This window comes from Stenotrophomonas sp. a6, assembly GCF_030913325.1.
Lineage (GTDB): Bacteria > Pseudomonadota > Gammaproteobacteria > Xanthomonadales > Xanthomonadaceae > Stenotrophomonas > Stenotrophomonas maltophilia.
Window position 1 is genome coordinate 3,099,720 of the sequence record NZ_CP133161.1, and the last position, 15,923, is coordinate 3,115,642.

At 67.4% G+C, this 15,923-nt stretch carries 14 protein-coding genes and 1 pseudogene; 5 read left to right on the plus strand and 10 right to left on the minus strand.

Annotated features, from left to right (window positions below; translation table 11 throughout):
• Positions 1–581 precede the first annotated feature (581 nt).
• Positions 582–1,559 carry a 2-oxoglutarate and iron-dependent oxygenase domain-containing protein gene (locus Q9Q79_RS14395; RefSeq protein WP_005410467.1) on the minus strand — a complete coding sequence of 326 codons (978 nt, stop codon included), beginning with the start codon at positions 1,557–1,559 and terminating at the stop codon, positions 582–584.
• A 153-nt stretch (positions 1,560–1,712) separates the two neighbouring features.
• On the opposite strand from Q9Q79_RS14395, the gene Q9Q79_RS14400 reads away from it, so the two are divergent.
• From Q9Q79_RS14400 to galE, 4 genes are all read left to right on the plus strand, one after another.
• Complete coding sequence (locus Q9Q79_RS14400) at positions 1,713–3,593, plus strand: DUF3413 domain-containing protein (protein WP_043035583.1); 1,881 nt, start codon at positions 1,713–1,715, stop codon at positions 3,591–3,593.
• A gap of 18 nt (positions 3,594–3,611) precedes the next feature.
• Positions 3,612–4,757 carry a glycosyltransferase family 4 protein gene (locus Q9Q79_RS14405; protein WP_005410469.1) on the plus strand — a complete coding sequence of 382 codons (1,146 nt, stop codon included), beginning with the start codon at positions 3,612–3,614 and terminating at the stop codon, positions 4,755–4,757.
• Positions 4,750–5,607 carry a polysaccharide deacetylase family protein gene (locus Q9Q79_RS14410; RefSeq protein ID WP_005410470.1) on the plus strand — a complete coding sequence of 286 codons (858 nt, stop codon included), beginning with the start codon at positions 4,750–4,752 and terminating at the stop codon, positions 5,605–5,607. Before Q9Q79_RS14405 ends, Q9Q79_RS14410 begins: the two co-directional genes overlap by 8 nt.
• A gap of 68 nt (positions 5,608–5,675) precedes the next feature.
• The gene (gene galE / locus Q9Q79_RS14415; RefSeq protein WP_024958318.1) at positions 5,676–6,716 is read left to right on the plus strand and encodes a UDP-glucose 4-epimerase GalE; all 1,041 of its coding nucleotides are present in this window, start codon (positions 5,676–5,678) and stop codon (positions 6,714–6,716) included.
• A gap of 171 nt (positions 6,717–6,887) precedes the next feature.
• On the opposite strand, the gene glmM is transcribed toward galE, so the two are convergent.
• The 5 genes from glmM to trpB form a co-directional block, all read right to left on the minus strand.
• Complete coding sequence (gene glmM, locus Q9Q79_RS14420; RefSeq protein WP_049397008.1) at positions 6,888–8,249, minus strand: phosphoglucosamine mutase; 1,362 nt, start codon at positions 8,247–8,249, stop codon at positions 6,888–6,890.
• Positions 8,249–9,124, minus strand: a complete 876-nt coding sequence (gene accD, locus Q9Q79_RS14425; RefSeq protein WP_005410473.1) for an acetyl-CoA carboxylase, carboxyltransferase subunit beta — start codon at positions 9,122–9,124, stop codon at positions 8,249–8,251. Before accD ends, glmM begins: the two co-directional genes overlap by 1 nt.
• A gap of 442 nt (positions 9,125–9,566) precedes the next feature.
• The gene (gene trpA / locus Q9Q79_RS14430; protein ID WP_024958316.1) at positions 9,567–10,376 is read right to left on the minus strand and encodes a tryptophan synthase subunit alpha; all 810 of its coding nucleotides are present in this window, start codon (positions 10,374–10,376) and stop codon (positions 9,567–9,569) included.
• 1 nt (position 10,377) lies between these two features.
• Positions 10,378–11,058: a hypothetical protein gene (locus Q9Q79_RS14435; RefSeq protein WP_024958315.1), complete on the minus strand. Its 681-nt coding sequence runs from the start codon at positions 11,056–11,058 to the stop codon at positions 10,378–10,380.
• On the minus strand, positions 11,055–12,272 hold the full coding sequence (gene trpB / locus Q9Q79_RS14440) for a tryptophan synthase subunit beta (RefSeq protein ID WP_201861790.1): 1,218 nt from the start codon (positions 12,270–12,272) through the stop codon (positions 11,055–11,057). Before trpB ends, Q9Q79_RS14435 begins: the two co-directional genes overlap by 4 nt.
• A 96-nt stretch (positions 12,273–12,368) precedes the next feature.
• Between trpB and Q9Q79_RS14445 the strand changes: the two genes are divergently transcribed.
• Positions 12,369–13,256 (plus strand): LysR family transcriptional regulator, encoded by an 888-nt coding sequence (locus Q9Q79_RS14445; RefSeq protein WP_024958314.1) that lies wholly within the window; start codon positions 12,369–12,371, stop codon positions 13,254–13,256.
• A gap of 47 nt (positions 13,257–13,303) precedes the next feature.
• Here the strand turns inward: Q9Q79_RS14445 and Q9Q79_RS14450 are convergent.
• From Q9Q79_RS14450 to truA, 4 genes and pseudogenes are all read right to left on the minus strand, one after another.
• Positions 13,304–13,522 (minus strand): annotated as a pseudogene (locus Q9Q79_RS14450) (peptidoglycan-binding protein); the annotation flags it as partial.
• Complete coding sequence (locus Q9Q79_RS14455; protein WP_201861791.1) at positions 13,518–14,207, minus strand: hypothetical protein; 690 nt, start codon at positions 14,205–14,207, stop codon at positions 13,518–13,520. The gene Q9Q79_RS14455 and the pseudogene Q9Q79_RS14450, both read right to left, overlap by 5 nt.
• Before the next feature lie 279 nt (positions 14,208–14,486).
• Positions 14,487–15,143 carry a phosphoribosylanthranilate isomerase gene (locus tag Q9Q79_RS14460; RefSeq protein WP_005410480.1) on the minus strand — a complete coding sequence of 219 codons (657 nt, stop codon included), beginning with the start codon at positions 15,141–15,143 and terminating at the stop codon, positions 14,487–14,489.
• The gene (gene truA / locus Q9Q79_RS14465; protein ID WP_012480891.1) at positions 15,140–15,910 is read right to left on the minus strand and encodes a tRNA pseudouridine(38-40) synthase TruA; all 771 of its coding nucleotides are present in this window, start codon (positions 15,908–15,910) and stop codon (positions 15,140–15,142) included. Before truA ends, Q9Q79_RS14460 begins: the two co-directional genes overlap by 4 nt.
• Between the last annotated feature and the right edge of the window lie 13 nt (positions 15,911–15,923).

A 15,923-nucleotide genomic window follows, 5' to 3' on the forward strand; every position in this document is an offset into this window, starting at 1 on the left:
GGACGCCGTAAACCCGTCCCTGGGGGCTTGGCCGCGGCATCCATGCCGCGGACACCCCCGCCATCCCCACCCGCCCGGCCTCTGACACAGTCCGGCGGTTCCGCCCGCCACGGAAAGAAAAAAGAAGAGCAAGAGCAAAGGCAAAAGCTGCATTCCGGGTTGCTGCCGGCTGGACCAACCCCTACCCCACTTCGATCCGACAGATCTCATCCACGCAAGGCGTGGATCTACCGTGTCGACCAAGGTCGACACCCACCAACCGTCACCGGGAAACTGTCGAAGGCGGGGAGGTGTGGGTTGGCAGGACCGTTGGCGCCATGGATGGCGCCATCGAGCCCCCAGGGGTGAGGGCGCTTTGCTTGCGAAGCACCGCTTCGCAAGCGCCCGAACGCCCAGCCGCCAGCGGCTGGGCCGGCCTGGGGGTTCGCGGCGTGTCCTGCCAACCCACACCGCCCCGCCCAACACGCAGAAACCCAGAGCCGCTTTGGCTTTGGACTTGCCGGCCAGCGGCCGGCACTGCCGCGGGTGCAGGGTGCAACCCTGCAAAGACAAAGGCCGCCTTTCGGCGGCCTCACTTTTCTTTACTTCAGCTTGATCTCGCGCAGGCGCTCCTCGAGGAAGCCGTGGGCGGTGATCGGCTCCGGGTACCGGCTCGGGTTCTCCGGGGTGATGCACGAGGGCAGCACGTCGATCAGGAAATCCGGGTTCGGGTGCAGGAAGAACGGCACCGAGTAGCGCGGCTGGCGGGCCAGCTCGCCCGGGGGGTTGACCACGCGATGGATCGTCGACGGGTACACATGGTTGGTCAGGCGCTGCAGCATGTCGCCGATGTTGACCACGATGGTGTCCGCGTCCGAGGTGAACGGCACCCACTCGCCCTCATGCGACTGCACCTCCAGGCCCGCGGCGCTGGCGCCGACCAGCAGGGTGATGAAGTTGATGTCGCCATGCGCGCCGGCACGCACGTTCGGGATGTCGTCGGTGGTGATCGGCGGGTAGTGGATCGGGCGCAGGATCGAGTTGCCGAAGTTGGTCTTGTCGGCGAAGAAGTCTTCCGGCAGGCCGATGTGCAGGGCCAGCGCGGACAGCACGCGCGAACCCAGGTTGTCCAGCGCCTGGTACAGGCCGTAGCCGCGCTCACGGAAGCCCTCGACCTCGGTCGGCCACAGGTTCGGTGCCATCACATCGCGGTACTTGGAGTCGTCGGCGATTTCACGACCGATGTGCCAGAACTCCTTCAGGTCGAAGTGCTTTGAGCCCTTGGCGGTTTCCACGCCGAACGGGGTATAGCCGCGGGCGCCGCCGCTGCCGGCCACGTGGTACTTGCGCTTGACCTCTTCCGGCAGGGCGAAGAAGGCCTTGAAGGCATCGTAGGCCGCGTCGATGTCGGCCTGCGGAATGCCATGGTTGCGGATGCCCGCGAATCCCCATTGGCGGTAGGCCGCGCCCAGCTCGGCCACGAAGGCCTCGCGGTCGCTGTCGAAACGGGTGATGTCGAGGGTGGGGATCTGGCTCACAGCAATTCCTGGCTTGTCATTGGGTCTGGGGGGCCTGCGCATTCATGGCCCGCCTGAACATTGTGACAGATCACCCGGCGGACGCTACTCGATCCTCGGAAACAAATCGATACAATGCGCGACCTGCGCACAATTTAACGAATCCATCACGTTGGCAGCGCAAGCCCCGACCGCGCCTCCCCGACCCGACGCACCATGCCCGACGCCCCAGCCGCCATCGCCCTTCCCTCTGCGGGCCCTGCCCTTCGCTGGCGCCGGCTTGCGTGGTGGTCCCTGTTCGTCCTGGGCAATGCGCTGCTGGCGACGGTGATCACCCTCGGCAACGTGCCGCTGTACGACAACCCGGGCGGCCGCCAGGGCCTGGCCTATCTCGCGATTGCCCTGCCCGGGCACCTGCTCGCCTTCGGCGCGCTGGCCGGCGCGCTGCCACTGCTGCTGGGCCTGTGGCCGCGCAGCGCGCGCACGCTGAGCATCAGTGCGGTACTGCTGCAGGGCTTGTGGTTGTGCCTGCTGCTGGTCGACGCCAAGGTGTTCACCCTGTACCGCTTCCACCTCAATGCCATGGTCCTGAACATGGTGTTCGGCGGCGCCCTGCAGGACCAGGTTGCGTTGTCGTGGAAGACCTGGGTACAGGTCGGCCTGCTGGTGGCGGCCATTTTCACCGCCGAGGGCATCCTGGCCTGGGCGTGCTGGAAGCTGCTGCCGGCCGCGCCCCGCCGGCGCAGGGTGCTGCAGGCCTGGGCGGTGGTCGCCCTGCTGATGGCGAGCGGCCAGGTGGCCACCGCCTACTACGACGCACGCGGCGACCGTGACGTGATTGCCCAGTGGAACTACCTGCCCTGGGCCCAGCCGATCACCGCCAAGAGCTTCATGCGCAGGCTGGGCGTGGTCAGTGAACAGCAGGTCGGCCTGCCCGATCCTCGCCATGCGCAGCTGCTGTATCCGCTGCAGCCACTGCGCTGCCAGAGCCCACAGCGGCCCAATGTACTGATGGTCGTGCTGGAATCGCTGCGCCACGATGCGCTTACTCCGCAGATCATGCCGAACACCTCGGCACTGGCGGCCTCCGCTCGTGTCTACGACCGCCATTTCAGCACGGGCAACGCCACCCGCTATGGCCTGTTCGGCCTGCTCTACGGCCTGCCGGGCGGCTACTGGCAAAGCATGCTTGACGAACAGCGCGGCTCACAGCTGTTCAAGGTGCTGGGCCAGCAGGGGTACGACCTGCATCTGTACGGCAGCGCGCCGATGTACAGCCCGGAATTCGACCGCACTGCATTTGCGGACGTCCGCGACCAGCTGCACCAGGGCCCGCCCGGCCTGGGTTCGGAAGGCCGTGACAGCAGCATCGTAGCCTCGCTTCAGAAGGACATCCGTGCAAGCCAGGCAGCGCACACGCCGTGGTTCGGCTTCGTCTTCCTCGATTCCACCCATGCGCCCTACCACATGCCCGCAGGCTACCCGCCGCTGGCGACCCCGATGGCGCAGGAAATCGACTTCCTCAGGTTCGGTCCGGACCACGACCCGGCCCCGGAACTGAACCGTTACCGGACCGCCGTGCATTACGCCGACAGCCTCGTCGGCACCCTGCTGGACGATCTGCGCGCGCAGGGCCTGGATCAGAACACCATCGTTCTGGTCACCGGCGACCACGCCGAGGAGTTCAACGACCTGAAGCTGAACTACTGGGGCCACAACGGCAACTTCTCCGACTACCAGCTGCAGGTACCGTTCGTGCTGCACTGGCCCGGCCAGGCCAGCGGCCATGAGACACGCACCAGTTCACATGAGGACTGGGTGCCGACGTTGATGCGCCACGCCCTGGGCTGCGAGAACGCACTGAGCGACTTCAGCACCGGCCAGGATCTGCTGGCCGAACCCGCAGGCGAGCGCGCACTGGTGGTGGAAAGCTGGTCACAACGCGCCGTCCGCCATGGCAATGGCATCTACGTGTTCGACAAGTTCGGCAATGCGACGGCGCTTGACCTGCATTACCGCCCGCTCCCGCGCCAGGCCCCGGATGCCGGCGCCGTCCGTACCGCATGGGAAGCGCTGACCCGCTTCCGCAACCGCTGACCACAGAGGATGGATTCCATGAAACGCTCGCTGCGGATCCTGCATACCGAAGCTGCCCGGGGAATGGGCGGCCAGGAGATCTACATCTTCCGCCACATGCAGGTGATGCGTGCGCGTGGGCACCAGGTGTCCCTGCTGTGCCAGCCCGATGCCCGCCTGGCCCAGCTCGCGCGCGACGATGGCTTCACCGTGCATACCCTGCGCATGGGCGGCCTGGCACGGCTGCTGCGCGGCATCTGGTCGGTGTCACGCCTGGTACGCCGCGAGCGCTACGACGTGGTCAACACCACCAGCCGCCGCGACGCACTGATCGCCGCGGCTGGCGCACGCCTGGGCGGCACGCCACTGGTGGTGCGCTCGCGCCACCTGATGAGTCCGGTCAATTCGTTGCTGACCTATACCGGTCTTCCGCACCGGATCATCACCGTCAGCGATTTCGTCAAGCGGCTGCTGGTCGACCGCGGCATTGCCGCCGAGCACATCGGCATCGTGCCCCCCATGGCGACGCCGCCGCGCTGGGGCATGACCGAGCAGGGCGATCCCTGGGAGAACCTGCAGGCCACCCGCGCACAGGTCCGCGCCGAACTCGGTTTCGCCGAGCGCGACATCGTGGTCGGCTGCGTGGCCGTGCTGCGCGAGCCCAAGGGCCATGCCGAGCTGCTGCGCGCCATGGCGCCACTATGCAAGACCAATCCCGACCTGCACCTGGCCGTGGTCGGCGACGGCGAGCCGGTCATGGGCCGCCTGCAGGCCCTGCGCAGCGAACTCGGGCTGGAGCGCCAGGTGCACCTGCTCGGCTTCCGCAGCGACGCACACCGGCTGATGGCCGGTTTCGACATCTTCGCCCTGGCCACCCACAAGGAAGCCTCCGGGACCGTGTTCCTCGAGGCGGCGCAGGCGGCACTGCCGATCGTCTCGCATCGCGTTGGCGGCGTGCCTGAAATGCTGGTGGAAGGCAGCAATGCCATCCTCACCCGGCTGGGTGATGACGCCGCCCTCACTGGTGCGTTGCGGCTGCTGGTGGATGATCAGGAACGTCGCCGGCAGATGGGCCGCGCCGGTTGGGACTGGATCCGCAGCGCCAAGCAGTTCAGCGCGGCCGGCCACGGAGAGGCCACTGAAAACTACTACCTCCAATGGTTGAAGGAGCTGGGTCATGGCTAACGCCAGAACCGTACCGGTGCTGATGCACCACCATGTCAGCAACTCGCCGGGAATGATCACCGTATCCCCGGAGAACTTCGAGAGCCAGATCGCCTGGCTCGCACGGACCGGCTGGACCTCGCTGACGCTGGACCAGTACGCCGGCTTTCTCGCCGGGAAGCCGGTGCCGCGCAAATCGATCGTGATCACGTTCGACGACGGCTACCTGGACAACTGGGTCTACGCCCATCCGATCCTGCAGAAATACGGCATGCATGCGGTGGTATTCGTGGTCACCGGCTGGATGCACGAAGGTCCGATCCGCCCGCATGCAGGCATCGAAGGCGCCGAGCTGCCGGCCACGCCGGAACATCGCGCCTGCGAGGACCTGATCTACAAGCAGGGCCGCAGCGACGAAGTGATGATGCGCTGGAGCGAAGCGCGTGCGGCAATCGAAGCCGGCACGTTCGAGGTCCACTGCCATACCCACAGCCACACCCGTTGGCTCAAGCGCGATGACCTGGACCGTGCGCAGCGCCGCGAAGGCATCAGCGGCGACCTGGCCATGGCGAAGCAGACGCTGCTGGAGAAGCTCGGCGAAGTCTCCGATACGCTGTGCTGGCCCTATGGTGACTTCGACGATGACTACATCGAAGTGGCACGCGAACAGGGCTTCCGCTACCTGCACACCACCCATCCCTTCGGCCGCAACGTGATTGGCGGCGATCCGGAGCGGATCTATCGCTTCGCGATCCGCAACCGGCCGGCCAGCTGGCTGCGCAAGCGCATCGCATGGAGCTACAACCCGTTGATCGCGCCGATCTTCAACGGCTTCAAGGCGCGGCAGAAGAAGATGGTGCCTGGCCCTTAGGAGGCCACGTTCATCTTGATCGCGGCAGCACCCGTTTTTCGAATGGACTCAAAGGAACAGTGAAGGCAATGAACGTACTGGTGACCGGCGGTGCTGGCTACATCGGCTCGCATGCATGCGTGGAGCTGCAGCAGCAGGGGCACGGCGTGGTCATCGTGGACTCGCTGTGCAACAGCGACGCCAGCGTGGTCGAGCGCATCGGACGGATCACCGGCACGGCACCGGTGTTCGTGCAGGCTGACATCCGGGACCGGCCGCGCATGGCCGCCTTGATGCAGGAGCACGCGATCGATGCCGTACTGCACTTCGCAGCGCTCAAGTCCGTGGGCGAATCCCAGAAGATTCCACTGCAGTATTTCGACAGCAACATCAGCGGTTCGATTGCCCTGCTCGGTGCCATGCAGGATGCAGGCGTGCAGTTGCTGGTCTTCAGCTCTTCGGCAACGGTGTACGGCAACCAGGACCACTGCCCGGTGGCCGAGACCGCTTCAACCTGTGCGATGACGCCCTATGGGCGCACCAAGCTGGTGGTCGAGCAGCTGCTTGCCGACCTGGCGGCAACGGGCCAGGACCTGCATATTGCGACGCTGCGCTACTTCAACCCGGTCGGCGCCCACGCCAGCGCGCTGATCGGCGAGCTTCCGCATGGCACGCCGAGCAACCTGATGCCCTACATCGCGCAGGTCGCCGCCGGGCTGCTGCCGGAGGTCCAGGTCTTCGGGGACGACTATCCGACCCATGATGGTACCGGCGTGCGCGACTACATCCATGTGCAGGACGTCGCCAGCGCCCACGTACTGGCCCTGCAGTTCCTTCGCGACCAGCGGCGCAGCATCACCCTCAACCTTGGCACCGGCCAGGGCCACAGCGTGCTGGAACTGATCCAGGCCTTCGAACTCACCACCGGCGTGCGGGTTCCGTTCCGCATCGTACCGCGGCGCGATGGCGACATCGCGGTCAGCTTCGCCGATGCCTCGCTGGCGCTGCGCGAGCTGGGCTGGAAGGCGCGTCACGATCTCACCGACATGTGCCGGGACACCTGGAAGTGGCAGCGGGCGATGTCACGCACCGCACAAGGTGCAATGCCAGAGCACCTGCCCGCGCGCTGATGCGGGCAGGACCCAGCGGTCGGAAACGCCCGTACACGACGCGTCACAAGGTGCGCAGCCGCAGCTGAACGCGATCGCGGGTCGCGCACGGTTGAGTCCCCCCCCTACCAGAAAAAAACATGGCCGCAAACGCGGCCATGTCGGGTGCAACACGCGGTATTGCCACGCTGCTCAGGCAGCGGCTTCGCGCACCGCAGCGGACAAGCGATCGAGTGTCTCCTGCATCAGCGTGGCGTCATCGGCTTCGACGGTAACCCGCACCACCGGCTCGGTACCCGACGGGCGCAGGAACGCGCGACCGCGGCCGGCCACCGACTGCTGCGCGGCCGCCAGCGCGGCCTGCACACTGGCGGCCTGCACCGTGGCCTTGGCCGAGACATTGCCCAACCGCACGTTGACCGTTTTCTGCGGCACCCGCTCCAAACCCTTCAGCGCCTGGCGCAGGGTCTGGCCGCCGTTGCGCAGTGCCACCAGTACCTGCAGGGCACTGACAATACCGTCGCCGGTGGTCGCCCGGTCCAGGCACAGCAGGTGGCCCGAGGCCTCACCGCCAAGCACGCCCCCGCCTTCGACCAGCGCCTGGTGCACGTATCGATCACCAACGTTGCTGCGCACGAACGGGATCTGCAGATCGGCGAAAGCTTTCTCCACGCCATAGTTGCTCATCAGCGTGCCGACCACCGGGCCGCGCAGGCGGCCTTCGTCCTTCCAGGCGCGGGCCAGGATGTACAGCAGGTCATCGCCGTCGACCGGGTTGCCCTGGTCGTCGGCCATCAGCACACGGTCGCCATCACCATCGAAGGCGATGCCGAGATCGGCACGGGTCTCGCGGACTTTGGCCGCCAGGTTGTCGATATGGGTGGAACCCACGCCTGCGTTGATGTTGACGCCATTGGGCTCGGCACCGATGCCGATCACCTCGGCGCCCAGTTCGCGGAACAGCAGCGGTGCGATCTGGTAGGTGGCACCGTGCGCGCAATCCAGCACCAGGCGCACGCCACGCAGGTCGAACGCGCGCGGCACGCTGGCCTTGCAGAACTCGATGTAGCGGCCGACCGCTTCGCGCGCGCGCGACGCCTTGCCCAGCTTCTCCGATTCGGCGGTGGTGAACGGAACGTCCAGCGCCGCTTCCAGGGCCAGTTCGGTGGCGTCGTCGAGCTTCTCGCCCTGGGCGGAGAAGAACTTGATGCCGTTGTCGTAATGCGGGTTGTGCGAAGCGCTGATGACGATGCCGGCGTCCACGCCCAGCGTGCGGGTCAGGAACGCCACCGCCGGGGTCGGCATCGGCCCCAGCAGCTGTACGTCGGCGCCGGCAGCGACCAGGCCGGCCTCCAGCGCCGCTTCGAACATGTAGCCGGAAATGCGGGTGTCCTTGCCGATCACCACGATCGGCCGGCGCCCGTCCTGGCCGCGCTGGGCGACCAGGACACGGCCCAGGGCGTTGCCCAGGCGCAGCACGAAGTCGGCCGAGATCACGCCTTGGCCGACCCGCCCACGGATGCCGTCAGTACCGAAGTACTTGCGGCCTCCCATCAAGCCACCTCCGGCGCCGGCTGACGGCCCAGCATTGCCAGCAGATCGGACAGGCGGTCGCGCATCTCGCGACGGTCACAGATCTGGTCGATGGCACCGTGTTCCAGCAGGAACTCCGAACGCTGGAAGCCTTCCGGCAGCTTCTCGCGCACGGTCTGCTCGATCACGCGCGGACCCGCGAAGCCGATCAGCGCCTGCGGCTCGGCGATGTTGATGTCGCCCAGCATCGCGAACGAGGCCGACACGCCACCGGTGGTCGGGTGGGTCAGCACCGAGATGTACGGCAGGCCCGCTTCACGCAGCTTGCCCAGTGCGGCCGAGGTCTTGGCCATCTGCATCAGCGAGAACAGGCCTTCCTGCATGCGCGCGCCGCCACTCTGCGAGAAGCACACGTAGGGGGCACCGATCTCCACTGCGGTTTCGGCGGCCAGCGCGAAACGCTCACCCACCACCGAGCCCATCGAGCCGCCCATGAAGGCGAAGTCGAACGACGAGGCCACCAGTGCACGGCCCTTGAGCAGACCGCGCATGGCGATCAGCGCGTCGTACTCACCCGTGTTCTTCTGCGCGATCTTGATGCGCTCGCTGTACTTCTTCTGGTCCTTGAACTTGAGCAGGTCGGTCGGCCCCAGGCGCGCACCGATCTCGGTGGTGCTGTCGGCGTCGAACAGGGCGGCCAGGCGCGCACGCGCGCGGATCGCCATGTGGTGGCCGCACTTCGGGCAGACCTCCAGGTTCTCTTCCAGTTCCGGACGGTACAACGCGCTGCCGCAGTTGCTGCACTTTTCCCACAGGCCCTCGGGGACACTGCGCTTCTTGCTGGGGGTGTTGTCGGTGCGGATGCCGGACGGCATCAACTTGCTGAGCCAACTCATGCGGGAGGACACTTCCGTTCAGGGCGGCCCGAGGGCCGCAAAGGCGGACAGTCTAGCTCCGCTTTCCCCGCCCGTGCACCCCCTTGCCGGCCACGGAGCCGCCGGAAAAAACCATGCTGGGACGTACGTTTAGGTGCTGGGTCATGCCGGCCGCTGGCCGGCAGCCCCCTACGTGCAGACCCATGGGTAGTGCCGGCCGCTGGCCGGCAGCCCCTACGTGCAGACCCATGGGTCATGCCGGCCGCTGGCCGGCAGCCCCCTACGTGCAGACCCATGGGTAGTGCCGGCCGCTGCCCGGCAGCCCCTTACGTGCAGACCCATGGGTAGTGCCGGCCGCTGGCCGGCAGCCCCTACGTACAGACCCATGGGTAGTGCCGGCCGCTGGCCGGCAGCCCTTGCATGTGGCCGTCAGGAAGATGCCGGCCAGCGGCCGGCACGACCGTTACGCGTCCAGCGCCTGCCGCAGCGGGGCCAGGAAAGCTCCAGCGCGCTGCGCGGCCTCTTCAGCCGAGCCCGCTTCGGCCAGCACCGCCACCAGTGCACTGCCGACCACCACGCCGTCGGCCTGGCGCGCCATCGCCGCCGCACTGGCGGCGTCCTTGATGCCGAAGCCAGCAACCACCGGCACCGAAGCGCGCGCGCGCAGGGCCTGCAGGCGGGCACTGGCGGCATCGCTGTCCAGGCGCTCGGACGCGCCGGTGACACCGGCAAAGCTGACGTAGTAGAGATAGCCACGGGCCAGCGCCAGCAGCTTGTCGGCCCGCGCTTCGCTGGTGGTCGGCGACGCCAGCAGGACCAGTGCCAGGCCGGCTGCATCGAAGGCCTGCTGCGCTTCACCCGCTTCTTCCGGCGGCAGGTCGACCAGCAGTACGCCGTCCACGCCTGCGTCGACGGCGGCCTTGGCGAAGGCCGCGTAGCCATGGATCTCCACCGGGTTGAGGTAGCCCATCAGCACCACCGGGGTCTGCGCGTCGCGCTCGCGGAACTGCGCCACGGCCTGCAGGACGTAGCGGCTGCCAGCCCCCCGTGCCAGCGCGCGCTCGGAGCTGCGCTGGATGGTCGGGCCATCGGCCATCGGGTCGGAGAACGGCACGCCCAGCTCGATCACATCGGCACCGGCATCGACCAGCGCGTGCATGACCGGCACCGTGGCCTCCAGCGAGGGATCACCGGCGGTGACGAAGGGGATAAGTGCCTTGCGCTGCTGCTCGCGCAGGCGCTGGAAACAGGCATCGAGTCGGGATACGGGCATCTCAGGCACATCCTTCAATCAGTTCAATCGCATCGCTGGTCCCCCAGTACATCCGGGTGACCTTCCCTTCATAGAGTTCCAGGCGGATGCCCAGGTCCGAGCCCGGGTCCTGCCAGGTGAGGTACTCGCCCTGGTCGCCGTCATAGGCATGCGGACTGGACACCGGCGGATTCGGAAACTGCGCCATGGCCTGTGCGCGGGTCATGCCGACGCGCAGGCCAAACGGACCGGGCTGCTCAACCGGCAGCTCCGGGTCGTCACCCGGCTTCAGATCGAAACGCACCACGCGCTCGTCATCGGTCATCATCGACACGCCGGCCGGCAGCGCCTTGCCATCGTAGTACTCGCAGTCGCCTTCGAAGAACTCCTTCGCGCCCTGCGCTTTCCAGGGACCCAGGGCCTTCAGGTCACTCATGTGCTGGCCGACCAGCACCTCGCCGGCATGATCCAGCGCCACCGAGGCCACTGCAGGCACGTCGTCGCTGTCCGCGCCTTGCGCAGACGGTGGATCGACGATCGGCGTACGCGCCATCGGGTCGAGGTCATCGTTGGCGGCCGGCTGCTGGGCCGGCTGCGTGGTGGCCTTGGCGGCCGGCGCCAGTACCGGTGGCTCCGGCGGCTGGCACGCGGCCAGCCCAAGCGCCAGCAGCAGCACGCCGCTGTTCCGCAGCCGCGCGCTCACAGGACCAGCCCTTCGCGCGCAGCGATGGTGTGCACGTCCTTGTCGCCACGGCCGGATAGATTGCACAGCACGATCTGGTCACGCGGTCGCTCACGCGCCAGCTTGATCGCCTGTGCCAACGCATGGCTGGACTCCAGTGCCGGCAGGATGCCCTCGGTATGCGCCAGCAGGTGGAAGGCCTGCAGCGCTTCCTCGTCGGTGATGCCCAGATAGCGTGCGCGACCGGTATCGGCCAGGAACGCGTGCTCCGGGCCGACGCCCGGATAATCCAGGCCGGCTGATACCGAGTGGGTCTCGATGATCTGGCCGTCGTCGTCGCACAGCACATAGGTGCGGTTGCCGTGCAGCACACCCGGGCGACCGGCAGCGATCGACGCGGCGTGACGGCCGGTGCTGATGCCATCACCGGCGGCTTCGGCGCCGACGATCTCGACCTGGCGGTCGTTGAGGAAGGCATGGAACAGGCCGATGGCATTGCTGCCGCCGCCCACGCAGGCGGTGATCGCATCCGGCAGGCGGCCGTATTCGGCCAGCATCTGCTCACGCGCTTCGCGGCCAACGATGGCGTTGAAGTCACGGACCATGCGCGGATACGGATCCGGACCGGCGACCGTACCGATGATGTAGAAGGTGTCCTGCACGTTGGTCACCCAGTCGCGCATCGCTTCGTTGAGTGCGTCCTTCAGGGTGGCCGAGCCGGAAGTGACCGGCACCACCGTCGCGCCCAGCAGCTTCATGCGGTAAACATTGATCTTCTGCCGCTCGATGTCGGTGGCGCCCATGTACACCACGCATTCGAGGCCCAGCCGCGCGGCAACCGTGGCACTGGCCACGCCATGCTGGCCGGCACCGGTCTCGGCAATGATGCGCTTCTTGCCCATCCGCGCGGCCAGCAAGGCCTGGCCGATGGTGTTGTTGATCTTGTGCGCGCCGGTGTGGTTCAGGTCCTCGCGCTTGAGCAGGATCTGCGCGCCACCGACGTGATCGCTCAGGCGCTGGGCGTGATAGATCGGGCTCGGCCGGCCCACGTAGTGCGCCAGGTCGCGGTCATAGGCCAGCTGGAATGCGGGATCCTGGCGCGCCTGGTCATAGGCCTGGGCCAGTTCCTGCAGCGGGCCGACCAGGGTTTCGGCAACGAAACTGCCGCCATAGCGGCCGAAGTGGCCCTGGGCATCCGGGAAGGCGTGATAGTCGGCAATGCGGGAGGCAGACATGGATACGACCGGTGGTTCAGACAGGTGGATACTCTAGCGCACGGGTCATGACCGGAAAATGGATATTATCTGGCGCATATCGTCAGGAAATCTCACATGAGCCGTTCCCTGCTGCCTCCCCTCAATGCGCTGCGCGCGTTCGAAGCGACGGCCCGCCTTGGCGGCGTTGGGCGCGCCGCGCAGGACCTGCACGTCACCCACGGCGCGGTCAGCCGGCAGTTGAAGCTGCTGGAGGATCACCTTGGCCTGGCGTTGTTCCAGCGGGCCGGCCGTGGCCTGCGCCTGACCGCTGCGGGCACGCGGCTGCAGGCAGCATGCAGCGAGGCCTTCAGCGGCATCGAAGACTGCGTGCGCGAACTGCGGCGGCCGACGGCAGCCCCGGCGCTGGTACTGGGCTGCAGTGGCAGCGTGCTGGCGCGCTGGATGATTCCACGACTGCCAGCATTGCAGGCTGCCCTGCCCGGCGTGCGCCTGCAGTGGTCGGCACTGGATGGCAGTTTCACCGAAGCGCAGGCGGCGCTGGACGCGGTGCTGCTGCTGGCGCAGGGCCCGTGGCCACGAGGCTGGCAGGTACGCGAGCTGGCGCCGGAACGGGTCGGCGTGGTGGTGGCGCCATCGCATCCGGCCGCGCAGCGCCTGCGGCATGCACCGCCGTCGGCGCTGCTGCAGGAGACGCTGCTGCACACCAGCTCACGGCCGCAGGCATGGCCGGCATGGGCACAGGCGCACGATCTGGACGTGTCGAAGCTGCAGCTGGGCACCGCCTTCGAGCACCTGTACTACCTGCTGGAAGCCGCGGTGGCCGGGCTGGGCCCGGCAATCGCACCGGAACCGCTGGTGGCCGAAGACCTGGCCGCAGGCCGGCTGGTCGCACCGTGGGGATTTACCGCCACCGGCGGCTTCTGGGTGCTGGCGCGGCCGGATGGCCCGGCCGATGCACGGGTGGACGCCCTGGCCGACTGGGCAGCAGCACAGCTGCGATGAGACAAGGCTCCGGGTGGCGTTCGCTCCCGAAGCCGGCAACACAAGCCTCAGCGACCGCCCATCGCGACCCGCTGCTGCTCCTCATGCACCTGCTGCTGATGCGGCGGATCTGCCAGCAGCTTGGCACTGGTCTGCTCCAGCGGCGGTGGCGCCTGAGCCAGATCGACGGCGGTGCGGAAGCCCGGCGTCGCGCCGATCACGAACGCCTTGCCATCCTGCACCGTGATGCTCTGCAGCTTGTCGGCCGCATCGATACCGTGATTACGTTCCGTTGGAAAACACGTCGAGCACGTCCGCACTGACCCAGCCCTGCGCGCAGTTCCCGGCGTAACGTCCCGGCGCCGCCACATGGCAGGCCTCGCCCCCCGTGTTCGCCAGGCCAGTGATCGGCCTGTCGCCATAGGTGTCACACAACGTGTTGCCCTTGCACTTGCCGACCGTTGCTGCGGGAACCGCCACGACGTAATAGAACAGCGGATTCTGTCCGGTACGCCCGATGCCCTGCACGCAGACCAGCTGCCCCTTCGACAGCTTTGCGGTCACGCTGGCCTTGCTGCCGGTGGATCGCACCGCATTCAACGTCTCCACGCCCTTGGCGTCGGCTACGTCCGCGAAGAAGCCCTGGTCACCACAGTCCGGCGACAGTTCGACATCGTAGAAATCACCGCTGTCCACATCGCCGGCCGTGCAGCCGCTGCCCGTATTGGCGTTGCTGCATTTCACGCCACTGGCCTGGATCAGCGCCGCCAGGCCGTCGGCAGCCGGTGCTGCCGCCGGAACCGTCGCCGGTGCTGTGGCGGCTGCGCCTGCCGGTGTGGCAGCGGCCGGTGCCGATGCAGTCGGGGCGGACGAGTCACCGCCCGCACACGCGCCCAATGCAAGCAGCAGGCCGGGCATGATCGTCAGGCGGGCCAGGCGGATACGGTGGGAAGAGAGATGGCGCATATCCATTGCGTCCTCGTTCGAAAGCCAAGGCGTATCTCAGGGGTGCGGCCAGCGACACGCACACCGCATCGCACCCAGCCAGGTCAGGCCGGGCCCATTGTGTCCGATCAGATGCTCGGGAGTGTCGACTTCCTGGCGCTGGATCCTGAATTACCCGAAAGTGGGATGCTCACCGCATTCAGTAGACGTCCGCCTTCATGGCACGGCACGCGACAGGCAGAACACAGACCCGGCGGAATGCACCGTCGGCGATGACGTTCCGGGTGCGCCCTCAGGGGGCGCGGATCACTCCAGGACCGTGCAGTCCGCGCGGCGCACTTCCTCGACGAAGGTGCGCATCCTGTAGCCGTCCTTGATGCCCGGCTCCAGTTCGATGCCGCTGGACACGTCCACGCCCCAGGGAAGCGTGGCCAGCACAGCGTCGTAGACGTTTTCCGGGTTCAGGCCACCGGCCAGCAGGAACGGCCGGTGCAGGCCGGTCGGGATACGGCCCCAGTCGAAGGCCACGCCGGTACCGCCGCCGCCGCCGGGAGCGTGGCTGTCGAACAGGAACCCCGCCGCGCTCGGGTAACGCAGCTGCAACGTGCGCGCATTGACCTCTTCCCGGCCCCCCATGGCAATCGCCTTCAGGTAGGGCATGTTGAAGCTGCGGCAGAAGCTCTCGTCTTCCTCGCCGTGGAACTGCAGCAGGGTTGGCCGCACCGTGCGCAGCACCTCGCGCACCTCTTCCTTGCTGTTGTTGCGGAACAGGGCCACCACATCGACCATCGGCGCGATCGCCTGGCGCATCGCGCGTGCTTCGGCAGGCGCAACCCGGCGGCTGCTCTCGCGGGCAAAGATGAAACCCACTGCGTCCACGCCCAGCTCACCGGCCAGGCGGACATCGCCGGCACGGGTCATGCCACAGAACTTGATGCGCGTGCGGTAGTAGGAGCGGCTCATAGCGTGACCTCGGCGGGCAGATGCCAGTTGTCGGGGTACAGGGGCCCAAGGAACACCAGGCCCTGCGGCGGTGCGGTGGGACCGGCTACGGTGCGATCGCGCCCGGCCAGCAGTTCGGCGATCCATTCCACCGGTTTTTCACCGCTGCCCACCAGGATCAACGAACCGACGATATTGCGGACCATGTGATGAAGGAATGCATTGCCCTGCACGGCCACTTCAATCACTTCGCCCTGGCGGCTGACCTGCAGTGATTGCAGCTCACGCCGCGCATGCAGCGCCTGGCACTGCACGGAGCGGAACGCGCTGAAGTCATTTTCGCCGATCAGGGCCTGGCCGGCGGCGTGCATCAGCGTCTCGTCCAGCGCCCGGCGCTCCCAGCTGAGGGTCTGCCGGTCCAGCGCCGGCCGCACCTCGCGGTTGAGCAGGCGGTAACGGTAGCGGCGCGCGCGTGCCGAGAAGCGGGCGTGGAAATCGTCGGCCACCGGCACGCACCAGCGCACCGCGATCGAGCGCGGCAGGCGGGTGGTGGTGCCTAGCATCCAGGCGCGCGGGTCGCGCACCACGTCGGTATCGAAATGGACGACCTGGCACTGGCCATGCACGCCGGCATCGGTGCGGCCGGCGCAGACCACCTGCAGCGGCGTATCGGCCACCGACGACAGGGCCTGCTCAAGGCTGGCCTGCACGCTGGGACCGCCCTCGCCCAGGTTCTGCCAGCCCCTGAAATCGCTGCCGTCGTATTCGACGCCAAGCGCGTAACGCATGTGCTACCTCGAT

Bases quoted from the DNA above. Each gene is read 5' to 3' on its own strand.
- Q9Q79_RS14395 (WP_005410467.1), bottom strand. From the start codon at position 1,559: ATGCGCAGGCCCCCCAGACCCAATGACAAGCCAGGAATTGCTGTGAGC.
- Q9Q79_RS14400 (WP_043035583.1), top strand. From the start codon at position 1,713: ATGCCCGACGCCCCAGCCGCCATCGCCCTTCCCTCTGCGGGCCCTGCC.
- Q9Q79_RS14405 (WP_005410469.1), top strand. From the start codon at position 3,612: ATGAAACGCTCGCTGCGGATCCTGCATACCGAAGCTGCCCGGGGAATG.
- Q9Q79_RS14410 (WP_005410470.1), top strand. From the start codon at position 4,750: ATGGCTAACGCCAGAACCGTACCGGTGCTGATGCACCACCATGTCAGC.
- galE (WP_024958318.1), top strand. From the start codon at position 5,676: ATGAACGTACTGGTGACCGGCGGTGCTGGCTACATCGGCTCGCATGCA.
- glmM (WP_049397008.1), bottom strand. From the start codon at position 8,249: ATGGGAGGCCGCAAGTACTTCGGTACTGACGGCATCCGTGGGCGGGTC.
- accD (WP_005410473.1), bottom strand. From the start codon at position 9,124: ATGAGTTGGCTCAGCAAGTTGATGCCGTCCGGCATCCGCACCGACAAC.
- trpA (WP_024958316.1), bottom strand. From the start codon at position 10,376: ATGCCCGTATCCCGACTCGATGCCTGTTTCCAGCGCCTGCGCGAGCAG.
- trpB (WP_201861790.1), bottom strand. From the start codon at position 12,272: ATGTCTGCCTCCCGCATTGCCGACTATCACGCCTTCCCGGATGCCCAG.
- Q9Q79_RS14445 (WP_024958314.1), top strand. From the start codon at position 12,369: ATGAGCCGTTCCCTGCTGCCTCCCCTCAATGCGCTGCGCGCGTTCGAA.
- Q9Q79_RS14455 (WP_201861791.1), bottom strand. From the start codon at position 14,207: ATGGATATGCGCCATCTCTCTTCCCACCGTATCCGCCTGGCCCGCCTG.
- Q9Q79_RS14460 (WP_005410480.1), bottom strand. From the start codon at position 15,143: ATGAGCCGCTCCTACTACCGCACGCGCATCAAGTTCTGTGGCATGACC.
- truA (WP_012480891.1), bottom strand. From the start codon at position 15,910: ATGCGTTACGCGCTTGGCGTCGAATACGACGGCAGCGATTTCAGGGGC.